Genomic DNA, 11,589 nt, shown 5'->3' with positions numbered 1-11,589 from the left:
GGTACGGCTTCGCCGGGCACCGCAAGGCACCGACGCGGAGCGAACCTACGAGCCGCCCTTGCGGCTCAAGCTGATCCGGGCCGTGGTCGAGTTGTGCCGGATCGTTCCCGTGATGGTGACCGTCGGCCTGGGGGTCGCGGTGCTCGTCGCGCTGTCCGGCATCGTCCAGGCGTGGGGCGTCTGGGAGGCCGCGGTCCTCGGGGGAGTCGTCCTGGCTGCCGTCGGAGCCGTCGCCGCTGGTGTCACGGTGATCGCCAAGTGGGTCGTCGTGGGGCCCATCCGCGCCATCGAGCATCCGTTGTGGAGCCCGTTCGTCTGGCGCAACGAGGTCGTCGACACCTTCGTCGAGATGGTGGCAGGCCCCTGGTTCGCCTGGACGGCGACCGGCACGCCGGCCATCAACATCTGGCTGCGCAGCCTCGGTGCGAAGATCGGGCACGGCGTGTGGTGCGAGACCTACTGGCTGCCCGAGGCCGACCTCGTGCGGCTCGGGGACGGCGTCACGGTCAACCGGGGCTGCGTGCTCCAGACCCACCTCTTCCATGATCGAATCATGAGCATGGACACCGTAACCCTGGCCGCCGGTGCGACTCTCGGTCCGCACGGGGTGATCCTGCCCGCTGCCACGATCGGCGCGGGGGCGACGGTCGGCCCCGGATCGCTCGTCCTTCGCGGCGAGACGGTGCCGCCGAGCAGCCGGTGGACCGGCAACCCCATCGCGCCGTGGACGGAAGCCCGCGACTGATGCCGCGATCGACCAAGGTGCGCGACGACGAGGTCCTCGACCCCTACGTGCCCGAGCGGGGGGACGGCCGGTACGCCGTCACGCACTACGACCTCGACCTCGTCTACCGCGTGTCGAGCAACCGGCTCTCCGGCCGCGCCACCCTCGATGTGAGCTATCTCGAGGAGACCGACCGAATCGCCGTCGACCTCGCCGGGCTGCGGGCGAGCAAGGTGACCGTGGCTGGGCGAACCGTCCCCTGGACCCACCGCGGGGACCGGATCATGGTGCGCCTCCCGGATACCGCCGTGGTGGGCGACACGACGACCGTCTCGATCACCTACGCGGGCAACCCCCGGCCGGCGAGGAGTCGATGGGGTGCGGTCGGCTGGGAGGAGCTCGACGACGGAGCTCTCGTCGCCTCGCAGCCCTCGGGGGCGGCCACCTGGTTCCCGTGCAACGACCACCCCAGCGACAAGGCCACCTACCGCATCGCCATCGACTGTGACTCGCCCTATGACGTCGTGGCGACCGGCACCCTGACGGCCCAGCGGGTACGCGGCAGCCGTACCAGCAGGGTCTTCGAGCAGGAGTCACCGATGGCGACCTACCTCGCCGCGGTCCACATCGGCCAGTACACGCGCTTCACCCTTTCGCGGGAGCCGGTGCGGCAGGAGGTCGTGCTGCCGGCCGGCTTCATCGCGCCGGCGCGGGCCGACCTGTCCCGTCAGCCACGAATGATGGAGGTCTTCGAGCGGCTCTTCGGGCCCTATCCCTTCACCGATTACACCGTCGTCGTCACGCCTGATGAGCTGGAGATGCCGCTCGAGGCCCAGGGCATGGCGACCTTCGGCCCCAACTGGCTGCAGGGCAGGGGCCATGAGGAGCGCCTCGTCGCGCACGAGCTCGCGCACCAGTGGTTCGGCAACAGCCTGACGATCGCGACGTGGCGCGACATCTGGCTCAACGAGGGCTTCGCCTGCTACGCCGAGTGGCTCTGGGGCGAGGCCGCTGACGGCATCACGGCGGATCGCTCGGCCCGCGAGCACTGGTCGCGACTCGCGACGCTCCCGCAGGACATCGTCATCGGCGATCCCGGGCCCGACCTGATGTTCGACGACCGGGTCTACAAGCGGGGCGCGCTGACCGTGCACGCCCTGCGCCGTGAGTCGGGTGACCCGAGCTTCTTCGCGATGGTGCGCGACTGGGTCGCCAGCAACGCTCACGGCTCGGTGACCACGGAGGCCTTCCGGGCGCACGCGTCTCGCCACCTCGGGACGCGGGCCGAGGAACTGCTCGACGACTGGCTATGGGGCGCAGCCCTGCCCGACCTGCCGACGACGACTGCAGGCTTCGGTTGAGCTTGGGTCCTCAGCGCAGACGCACGTCCACCTGCGGGACCTGACCAGCCACGGCGACCGCGGCAGCGGCATCGGGCCAGGGGAGCGCAACGTCGTGGACGGTGACCTTGGCGGTACCGCGGCCGAGCAGATCAGTGGGTATGCCGCTGGGCGGGGTCGGCACCCCGGCCGGGTCCGTGCGCAGCCCGATCCCGAGGGCCTTGAGCGCCGCTTCCTTGCGCACCCAGCTTACGGCGTGTCGTCGGAAGAGGGCGTCAGCGCTCGGCTCCACGACGTCTCGTTCGTCCGGGTGGATCGCCACGTCGGGGAAGCCGGGGAACCGGACGGCCTGGATCGACTCGATGTCGATGCCCACCTGGAGGACCGCGCAGATCGCGACCGCCACCCAGTCGTCGCACCGCGAGAGGGACAGCTCGACACCGTGGGATCCGACGATCACCGGGCGACCGTGCGGAGCGCCGCACCTCGGGCACGTGCGGTCGAAACGCAGCGACGACGCGGTGGACCCGACCACGCTCGCGACGGCACGACGCGCGAGAACGTGCCCAGCGGCATACGACCTGGCAGTTGGGGGCGGGACGATCCGAGCCAGCGCGGCGCACTCGTGGTCGTCGAGGAGGTCGTGGCCGTCCGAAACGTCGGCGACGCGCCGCACCCAGACGTCGACGGTGACCGCGGTGACAGGGCTGGTTCTGGACGATGCGGTCACCCGTCCATGGTGGCCCACCCTCGTGCCCGGTGCCCGGACGTCAGTGCAGTCGGACCCGCGGATCGAGCCCGGCGTAGGCCACGTCGACGAGGATGTTGGCGACGACGACCGCCGCCGAGGCGAACAGGACGATCCCGATGATGACCGGCAGGTCCTGCTGGTTGATCGCGTCGATGGCCGTCTTGCCGAGCCCGGGCAGACTGAAGACGGTCTCGGTCACGACGACACCACCGAGCAGGGTGCCGACGTCGATGCCGAACTGGGTGACGACCGGCGTCAGGGCGGCGCGCAGGCCGTGTCGGACGACGACCCTTCGCTCGCCGATCCCCTTGGCCCGGGCGGTTCGGATGTAGTCCTCGCTGAGGACGTCAAGCATCGACGCACGCGTGAGACGGGTGTAGGTCGCGGCCGACACCAGGGCCAGGGTCACCCAGGGCAGGACCAGGTGCTGGAACCATGGTCCGACTCCCTCGGTCAGGGGTGCGTAGCCGCCGGCCGGGAAGATGGCGATGCCGTTGAGGGTGAGCTGGAAGTAGAGGAAGTAGAGCAGGAGCAGCCCGAGCAGGAACGTCGGCATCGAGTAGAAGAACAGCGAGAAGACGGTGAGGCCGCGGTCGACGAAGGACCGGGGACGGATGGCCGAGATGACACCGTTGAAGACCCCGAAGCCGAGCCAGAGGATCGCCGCCCCGATGACGAGCGAGATCGTGATGGGCAGGGCCGCGCCCATGATCTCGGTGACGGGAACCTGGTGGTAGTAGTCGTAGCCGAGATCGCCACGGACTGCGTTGCCCACGAAGGTGAGGTACTGCTTCCACAGCGGCTGGTCGAGACCGAGACGGTGCGAGATCAGCGCAACCGTCTCAGGCGTCGCCTGCCGGCCGGCCAGCGTCTGTGCCACGTTGTTGGGGGCGATGAAGAACAGCGCGAACACCGCAATGGTGATCAGCCACAGGACCAGGATCCCGAGGGCGATGCGGCGCACGAGGAAACGGCCCATAACGGTCACTCCTCCCTGAGAAGATCGTCACGCGGGTTGAAGGCGTCTCGCACGCCGTCGCCGAAGAGGTTGAACGCCAGTGTGGTGATGAGCAGCGCCGCGCCGGGGAAGAAGACGAACCACCAGGCCGTGGTGTAGTAGTTCTGCGCCGAGCTGATCATGCCGCCCCAGTCCGCCGTCGGTGGAGGCAGGCCGAGCCCGAGGAAGGACAGTGTCGCCTCGACGACGATGACGACTGGCACGAGCAGGGACGCGTAGACGATGACCGGCGCGAGCACGTTCGGCATGACGTCGACGAACATGATCCGCGAGTCGCTCGCGCCGAGCGACCTGGCGGCCTCGATGAACTCACGTTCGCGGAGCGAGAGCACCTGCCCCCTGACGATGCGTGCGACGCTCGCCCAGCTGAAGAAGCCGATGACGAGGACGGTGACGAGGAGGCTCGGACCGACGACCGACACCAAGGCGATCGCAACGAGCAGGAAGGGGACCGACAGGATGACGTCGATGAGCCGGGCGAGGATGGTGTCGACGGCGCCACCGAGATAGCCCGCCGCCAGGCCGACGATGACTCCGATGACAACCGTCATTGCGGTCGCGACGACGCCGACGAGCAGCGAGATACGCGCGCCGTAGGCGATCCGCACGAGGATGTCGCGCCCGAGGTCGTCCGTCCCGAGCAGGAAGGTCCTCGAGGGCGGCGTCGGCAAGCCCTCCGGGGTCAGCCCGATGTCGCGGTACTGCTCGTTGACCGGGTGCCCGGTCAGGGCGGCGGTGACCGGCGCGAAAACCGCCATCAGGATGATGAGGACCATCACCACGAGAGAGATCATGGCGACGCGGTCTTGGCGGAGGCGTCGCCATGCGAGGTACCAGGGGCTGCGCCCCTGGATCGCGGCCCTGCCTTCCCCCGGTGCCGTACCCGGAGGGGGCGCCGTCGGCTCCTCGATGCCGTATGCCGCTGAGCTGGCTGACGTGGTCATGGCGTGGCTCCGGTGGGTGGTTGCGCAAGTTCCTCGCCGACGGCGAGCGGGTGCAGGCAGGCCGTCGGATGGTCCTCCCCGTCGCCCATGACGGGCACGAGCGGAGGATCCGTCACCGAGCAGTCCGCCTCGGCTTTCGGGCAGCGTGGGTGGAAGCGGCATCCCGAGGGCGGATTGGTCGGGCTCGGCAGGTCGCCGGTGAGCACGATCCGCGCCCGACTGTCCGTCAGGTCGGGGTCGGGCACCGGCCGCGCGGAGAGCAGCGCGCGCGTGTAGGGATGACGCGGCCTCGAGAACAGCTCGCCGGCGGGTGCGAGCTCGACGACCTTGCCGAGGTACATCACCGCGATCCGGTCGCTGACGTGGCGGACGACCGAGAGGTCGTGGGTGATGAAGAGGTAGGTCAGGTGGAACTCATCCTGCAGGTCGATGAGCAGGTTGATGACCTGTGCCTGGATCGACACGTCGAGAGCCGAGACCGGCTCGTCGCAGATGAGGAGTCGGGGGCGCAGGGCCAGGGCACGGGCAACGCCGATCCGTTGGCGCTGGCCGCCGGAGAAGTCGGCGGGGAAGCGGTTGTAGTGCTCCGGGTTGAGGCCGACCACCTCCATGAGCTCCTGCACCTTGCGTTTTCGTTCCGACCGGGACCCGATCCCATGGATGATGAAGGGATCGGCGATGATCGAGCCGACTCGGCGCCGTGGGTTGAGCGAGCCGTAGGGGTCCTGGAAGATCATCTGGACCTCGCGCCGCACGGTGCGCATGTCGCGTCGGTCCAGATGGGTGATGTCCCTGCCCTCGAAGATGATGGTCCCACTGGTCGGTTCGTGCAGCCTGGCCAGGCATCGAGCCAGGGTCGACTTGCCGCATCCGGTCTCGCCCACGAGGCCGAGCGTCTCTCCCGGCTCGATGTCCAGGGAGACCCCGTCGACAGCGTGCACCTGATCCGCGGTCCGGCGGCCGACGACCGCCCGCGAGCCCGCGTCGAAGTACTTCGTGAGCGAGTCGGCCTGCAGCAGTGGCGAGTTCACGTCATTCTCCTTCAACGGCATGCACCCCAGCGCCATGGCCGTTGTGCGCGGCTACACCGGAGTACGTCCGTGCATGGGGCAGCCAGCAGGCCGACTGGTGCGACTCATCGCCGTCCACGGGCGCGAGCGGCGGGCGCTCGTTCCAACACCGATCGAAGACGTGGGGACACCGGGGCGCGAAGGGGCACCCGCCGGGCAGGTCGATGAGCGAGGGTGGCGTGCCCGGGATGGGCGTGAGGCGCTCGGCGTTGCTGCCCTGCGCCGGGAGGGAGCCGAGCAGGCCCTCCGTGTAGGGGTGGTGGTGGAGGTAGAAGAGCGTGCGCCGCGACGCCTGCTCCATGACGCCGCCCGCGTACATCACGATGACGTCGTCGGACATCTCCGCCACGACTCCGAGGTCGTGGGTGATGAGGATGATCGCCGTCCCGAAGTCCTGCTGAAGACTGCGCATGACGCTCAGGACCTGGGCCTGCACCGTGACATCGAGGGCGGTCGTCGGCTCGTCCGCGATGAGCAGCGCCGGGTCCAACGCCATGGCCATGGCGATCATGGCGCGTTGGCGCATTCCCCCGGAGAACTGGTGTGGATAGTCGTCGATCCGGCGGCGGGCATTGGAGATTCCCACCGCTGCGAGTAGCTCCACAGCCCGCTCCCGGGCCTGGGCTTTGGTCCGGGAACGGTCGTGTGCCCGGATCATCTCGACGATCTGCCACCCGACCGTGTAGTACGGGTGCAGGCTCGAGAGCGGATCCTGGAAGATCATGCCGATCTGGGCCCCGCGCACCTGCCGTAGCACGTGCGCGGGGGCCCCGATCAGCTCGATGCCGTCGAGCCGTGCGGACCCGGTGACCCGAGCCCCTCGGGCGAGCCCGGTGATCGCCTGCACGGACGCGCTCTTGCCGGAGCCGGACTCGCCGACCACCGCGAGGGTGGCGCCCTGTTCCACGTCGAACGAGAGTCCGCGCACGGCACGGACGATCCCGTCCGGAGTGTTGAACGACACCCCCAGATCGCGAACCTCGAGCAGCGCCATGGTCGCTCCTTGTGTTCCGTCAGCCGCCCTGCTTGTCCGCGCTCAACCAGATGTTCGTCGGATCGAAGTTCTGGAAGGTGGGGATGTAGACGGCGCCGTGAACCTGCTCGGCGTGGTAGTTGGCGGTCTTCGGGTTGGTGATCGGGAAGAACGCCGCGTCCTGCATCACCTGCTGGTCGGCCTTGGCCCACAACGCACGGGCTTCATCCCGCGTCGGGGCCTGGACTGCCTGGTTGATGACGCTGTTGGCCGCCGGGCTGTCGTACAGGCCGAAGTTGCTGCCCACGGGCGGGAACGACGGCTTGCCGGAGAAGAGCGGGTTGAAGAACGACAGCGCCGCGTCGCCGTACCAGTCGGCTCCCCACCCCGACAGGGCGACGTCCCAGACGCCGCGTTGTGCGACCGAGGGCACCTGGAGGTACTTCGTGTAGAAGTCCGCGTTGGGTGATGGCACACCGACGACGTTGATGCCGGCCTTCGACAGGTCCTGCTGGACCGTCTGGTAGACCTTGCTCTGGCCCTCGGACTTGTTGCGGTAGAGGAACTTGAGGGTCAGGCTGGGGTGACCCGCGCTGGCGAGCATCGACTTCGCCTTGTTCAGGTCATACGGATACAGGTCGAAGCTCGTCTCACCGCCGACGATGTTCGGCGGCAGCACGTGTGTCAACGGCGCGTTGATGGCCGGGCCACCGAGGACCTGGATCATGTTCGTGCGGTTGAGGGCGTGGGACAGGGCCTGACGAACCGCTGCGTCCTTGAGCGCGCCACCGTTGTTCGGCGAGGCCGTGTTGAACACGATGTAGGGGTTCGTCGAGGCGGATGGACCCAGGTTGAGCTTGGGGTCCTTCGCGGCGATGAGCGCCGGGAGCTGGGATGGCGGTGGGAAGGTGTCCCACTCCATGTCCGCTGCCGCGGTGCCCGTCTGCAGCTGCTGCTGGATCGAGTCCTGCGTGCTCGTCTCGTCGATGACGATCTTGTCGACGTATGCCTTGCGGATCGGGTCGGTGTCGGCCTTCCAGGCGGGGTTCCGACTGAAGGTGATCGACTTCGTCGGCGTGTAGGAGTCGACCTGGTACGGGCCGTCCGACAGGGTGTGCTGCGCGAGCTCGGCGCTCGCAGGCACGTAGGCGTCCCACTCCTTGGGAGCCGGTGAGAACGCTGACATGGTGAGCATGTCGACGAAGAACGACGCCGGGTGCGTGAGCGTGAAGACGACGGTCTGGTCGCCATTGGCCTTGACGCCCGGCAGGTCGGTCGAGTTGATGTAGTTGGCGATGGGTGCCGCCAAGGGCTTGACCTTGGCGAAGCCGTCACAGAAGGCTTTCATCCCGTCGATGAGGTCGATGTAGTCGGGCAGGCCGCCGAACGGCTGGGCCGGGTTGCACGTGCGCTTGACGCCGCGGACCACGTCTGCGGCCGTCACGGCGCGTGGGGGACTGGTGTTCCACATGACACCCGGCCGGAGCGTGATGGTGTAGGTCTTCCCGTCCGCGCTCAGCCCGGAGCCCTGCTTGGGGATCTCGGTCGCGAGGTCCGGCACCGCAGTCGTCTCCTGGCCGCTGACGGCCGGGTTCGTGAACAGCGACCTGCTCCACATCCGCAGACCGAGGTACCCGCCGGAGTAGTAGCTGACGTTCGGGTCCATGTAGTCGACGTCCCCGGTCCCCAGCATGTTGAGCGTGCCGCCGCGTACGGCCGCCGCGTTCGTCGCAGCGCCGCCCGTCCCGGGTGACGCGCTGTTGCACGCGGTCAGGATGAGGGCGGTGGCGACGCTCGTGCCGGCCGCGACGCAGGCCCTGGTTCTCGAAGTCATCACGTCCTCCTTCGGCTGCCTTGCAGGCCGGCAGGCCGATACGCCTGCGTGTGACTCCTGCAAGTGATGACGACCCGAACCTAGGCACGACCAAGCAGGCCTGTGGCGCTCGGGTCGTGCGTCGTCACGCGATCGCAAGGGTGCTGTTACGCGCAGTGCGACAACATGACAGTCCTGTGACACTTTTCGGGGGCACGAGGTGAGACTCTCCGAGCGCGCGGCTTACGCTGGTGTGGTGAGGCGAAGCGTCTTGCTGGTTGAGGACGATCCCCGGGTCCGCCGGGTTCTCCGGCTCGCCCTGGAGGACGAGGGATTCGAGGTCGCCGAAGCGGCCACCGGCGAGGAGGGCCTGGAGTCCTGCCACGACACCGGGCCGGACATCGTGCTGCTCGACCTGATGCTCCCGGACCGGGACGGATTCGCGGTGTGCCGCGAGCTGCGCAGGACGAGCACGGTCCCCGTCATCATGGTGACGGCGCGCACGGACAGCCACGACGTGGTCGGCGGACTCGAGGCGGGCGCCGACGACTACGTGACCAAGCCTCTCGTTGCCAAAGAGCTCACCGCGCGTATCCGTGCTCTCCTGCGCCGCGTCGAGCCTGCAATGGACCGCAGTCCCCGGAGGGTGGATTTCGGTGACCTCTCGATCGGCCTCGATGACGGTGTCGTGCTTCTGGGAGGCGTGGTGGTGCCCCTGACCCGCACGGAGTTCCGCCTGCTCGTCGAGCTGGCGGTCGCCGACGGTCAGATCTGCAGCCGGGAGCGGCTGCTCGACCGCGTCTGGGGTTATGGCTACTTCGGCGACAGCAGGTTGGTCGACGTCCACGTGCGGCGCCTGCGGACCAAGGTCGAGCGCGATCCCGCGACGCCACGCCACGTGGTGACCGCGCGCGGACTCGGTTACCGGTTGACCGCCTAGGGGGCCACCACGGGAAAGCCCACTCGCACCTCATCGAGGCGCCTCGGCGTACGGGCGCGGTTGTCGCTCACCTTCGGCCTGCTCGCGGGACTGCTTTCGGTGGGGTTGTCGATCCTGGCCTGGTTCGTGGTTTCGGCCAACCTGGTGAGCGAGGCGAAGTCCAATGCGGTGATGGAGGCGGTGCTCGACAGGGACGCGGTCCAGGCAGCCGTCGAGCACGGTCGGGAGGCCGTCGCAAAGGCACTGCCCCTCAAGGTGCGCTCGGGCCAGAGCGCCCTTGCCCTCGTCGGAGGCCAATGGCTGTCGAGCGCGCCGGGTTTCGGGCCGGAGCAGCTGCCCGCCAACCTGAGGCCGCGCCCGGGATCCGTGGATGGTGACGTCCAACGGATGACTCTCGACGGGTCACCCTACTTCGTCGTGCGCCTCCCGCTCCAACCCAGCGGCAACGTGTTCTACGAATGGATACCCGAAGGAGCCCTCGGGGCCATGCTGCGCGAGCTCGCGGTGGGCCTCGCCGCCTCGGCGCTGGCCATGACGATCATCGGTCTCCTGCTGGGGCGGGCAGCCACCCGGTTGGCCCTGCGCCCGTTGGCCGTGTTCGGGAGGGTGGCCGGGCGGGTGGCGCACGGGGACCTCAGCGCCCGGCTCCCGATTGACAATGACCCAGACCTGCGCGAGCTCGCCACGTCGTTCAACGCGACCATCGATGAGCTGCAGCGGAGGGTCGCGATGGAGTCGCGGTTCGCCCTCGATGTCAGCCATGAGCTCCGGACGCCGCTCACCACGATGCTCAACTCTGTCGAGGTCATCCAGAACCGCCGCGAGACCCTGCCCCGCGCAGTGCGCGAGCCCTTGGACATGCTCACCGCAGACGTCCAGCGCTTCCGCAGTCTCGTCGTCGACCTGCTCGAGTTCTCCCGCGATGATGCGGGGGACCGGCTGGTGCTCGAGGAGGTCGTCATCGCCGACCTCGTCCGGCACGCCGCGGACGCCGCCGCCGGGCGGTCCGTCACCGTGGTGGACGCTGCAGCCGAGGGCGTCGTCCTCGCCGTCGAGAAGCGTCGGTTGGAACGTGTTGTGGCCAACCTCGTCGGCAACGCCGAGACCCATGGAGCCGGTTGCACCGAGGTGCGCGTCACGAGGCGGGATGGGGTGGTGCAGATTCTCGTCGACGACGCTGGGCCGGGCGTGCCGCCGAGCGAGCGACGTCGCGTCTTCGACCGTTTCGCCCGAGGCGACGGCGGCGGAAGGGTGGTGGGATCTTCCGACGGCGTTACTGGATCCGGCATTGGGCTTGCCATCGTCGAGCGCCACGTGACGCTGCACGGCGGCAAGGTCTCCGTCGCCGCGAGCCCAGACGGTGGGGCTCGCTTCACCGTGGACCTGCCGATCGCCAAGCCGGGATCGACTCGCCACCCCAAGGCGGGCTCGACGCCGACCGACCGACCCCGCCGGGCGACGCGTGACGGCGTGCTGGGATGACACGTGGCCCGAGGACGGGCAGAGTGTGGGAGTGCTCCGCCAACGACTCCCGGTGCGGCCCCTGACGGCTGCCGACCGCGACACCGCGTTGGCGTGGTGCGCCCGGGACCGGCCGGCCAACGTCTTCGTCGCCGCGCGGATCGAGGAGGGGGCGCTGCGCTCCAACCCGGGCGCCCTGCTCGGACACTGGGTCGACGGGCGCCTCGACGGGCTGGCCTGGGCCTCGGCCAACGTCGTGCCGGTGGGGCTCGACGAGTCCGGCGTCGCGGACGTCGCCGCGCGAATCATGCGCCAGCGACGGCAGTGCGCCTCGATCTTCGGGCCGAGCGAGCAGGTCGTCGGCCTGTGGAACCGGCTCGGCCCGTCGTGGGGTCCCGTTCGTGCCATCCGCGGTCACCAACCACTCCTCGCCACCTCCACCCGCCCGTCCAGGCTTGGTATCGCAATCGACCCCGCAGTCCGGCAAGCGACCATGGACGAGGTCGGGCTCGTCGTGCCGGCAGCAGCGCACATGTTCACCGAGGAGATCGGCTA

The 11,589-nt window shown here is 69.0% G+C and carries 10 protein-coding genes and 1 pseudogene; 5 read left to right on the top strand and 6 right to left on the bottom strand.

All coding sequences use genetic code 11. The features are described from left to right. Both VIR15_RS09585 and VIR15_RS09580 read left to right on the top strand, forming a co-directional pair. Positions 1–745, top strand: a pseudogene (locus VIR15_RS09585) (amino acid adenylation protein); the annotation flags it as partial. Continuing rightward, entirely contained in the window at positions 745–2,085 is a 1,341-nt protein-coding gene (locus VIR15_RS09580) for a M1 family metallopeptidase (RefSeq protein WP_331927249.1), read from the top strand. The pseudogene VIR15_RS09585 and the gene VIR15_RS09580, both read left to right, overlap by 1 nt. 10 nt (positions 2,086–2,095) lie before the next feature. Here the strand turns inward: VIR15_RS09580 and VIR15_RS09575 are convergent, their stop codons facing one another. Genes VIR15_RS09575 through VIR15_RS09550 form a run of 6 tightly spaced genes read right to left on the bottom strand, consistent with a single transcriptional unit; the run spans position 2,096 to position 8,654 of the window. Then, positions 2,096–2,794: a 4'-phosphopantetheinyl transferase family protein gene (locus VIR15_RS09575; RefSeq protein ID WP_331927248.1), complete on the bottom strand. Its 699-nt coding sequence runs from the start codon at positions 2,792–2,794 to the stop codon at positions 2,096–2,098. A gap of 40 nt (positions 2,795–2,834) precedes the next feature. Then, positions 2,835–3,794 carry an ABC transporter permease gene (locus VIR15_RS09570; protein WP_331927247.1) on the bottom strand — a complete coding sequence of 320 codons (960 nt, stop codon included), beginning with the start codon at positions 3,792–3,794 and terminating at the stop codon, positions 2,835–2,837. Between the two features lie 5 nt (positions 3,795–3,799). Next, entirely contained in the window at positions 3,800–4,777 is a 978-nt protein-coding gene (locus tag VIR15_RS09565) for an ABC transporter permease (protein WP_331927246.1), read from the bottom strand. Next, positions 4,774–5,808: an ABC transporter ATP-binding protein gene (locus VIR15_RS09560; RefSeq protein ID WP_331927245.1), complete on the bottom strand. Its 1,035-nt coding sequence runs from the start codon at positions 5,806–5,808 to the stop codon at positions 4,774–4,776. The genes VIR15_RS09565 and VIR15_RS09560 overlap by 4 nt, the downstream gene beginning before the upstream one ends. A gap of 1 nt (position 5,809) precedes the next feature. Then, a complete protein-coding gene (locus VIR15_RS09555) occupies positions 5,810–6,841 on the bottom strand; it encodes an ABC transporter ATP-binding protein (RefSeq protein ID WP_331927244.1) in 1,032 nt (343 codons plus the stop codon). Positions 6,842–6,860: 19 nt separating this feature from the next. Continuing rightward, positions 6,861–8,654, bottom strand: coding sequence for an ABC transporter substrate-binding protein (locus tag VIR15_RS09550; protein ID WP_331927243.1), 1,794 nt, complete (start codon positions 8,652–8,654; stop codon positions 6,861–6,863). Positions 8,655–8,889: 235 nt separating this feature from the next. On the opposite strand from VIR15_RS09550, the gene VIR15_RS09545 reads away from it, so the two are divergent. From VIR15_RS09545 to VIR15_RS09535, 3 genes are all read left to right on the top strand, one after another. Further along, entirely contained in the window at positions 8,890–9,573 is a 684-nt protein-coding gene (locus VIR15_RS09545) for a response regulator (RefSeq protein WP_331927242.1), read from the top strand. Positions 9,574–9,633: 60 nt separating this feature from the next. Then, positions 9,634–11,055, top strand: coding sequence for a HAMP domain-containing sensor histidine kinase (locus tag VIR15_RS09540; RefSeq protein WP_331927241.1), 1,422 nt, complete (start codon positions 9,634–9,636; stop codon positions 11,053–11,055). A gap of 31 nt (positions 11,056–11,086) precedes the next feature. After that, positions 11,087–11,589: DUF4081 domain-containing protein (locus VIR15_RS09535; RefSeq protein ID WP_331927240.1), on the top strand; the 503-nt coding region annotated here is incomplete at its 3' end.

Source organism: Intrasporangium sp., assembly GCF_036566125.1.
GTDB lineage: Bacteria > Actinomycetota > Actinomycetes > Actinomycetales > Dermatophilaceae > Intrasporangium.
Note: the sequence above shows the minus strand (reverse complement) of the source record. Positions and strands in the feature narration are given on the sequence as shown.

Coding starts and splice junctions, on each gene's coding strand:
- VIR15_RS09555 (WP_331927244.1), bottom strand. CDS start 6,841: ATGGCGCTGCTCGAGGTTCGCGATCTGGGGGTGTCGTTCAACACTCCG.
- VIR15_RS09550 (WP_331927243.1), bottom strand. CDS start 8,654: ATGACTTCGAGAACCAGGGCCTGCGTCGCGGCCGGCACGAGCGTCGCC.
- VIR15_RS09580 (WP_331927249.1), top strand. CDS start 745: ATGCCGCGATCGACCAAGGTGCGCGACGACGAGGTCCTCGACCCCTAC.
- VIR15_RS09570 (WP_331927247.1), bottom strand. CDS start 3,794: ATGGGCCGTTTCCTCGTGCGCCGCATCGCCCTCGGGATCCTGGTCCTG.
- VIR15_RS09565 (WP_331927246.1), bottom strand. CDS start 4,777: ATGACCACGTCAGCCAGCTCAGCGGCATACGGCATCGAGGAGCCGACG.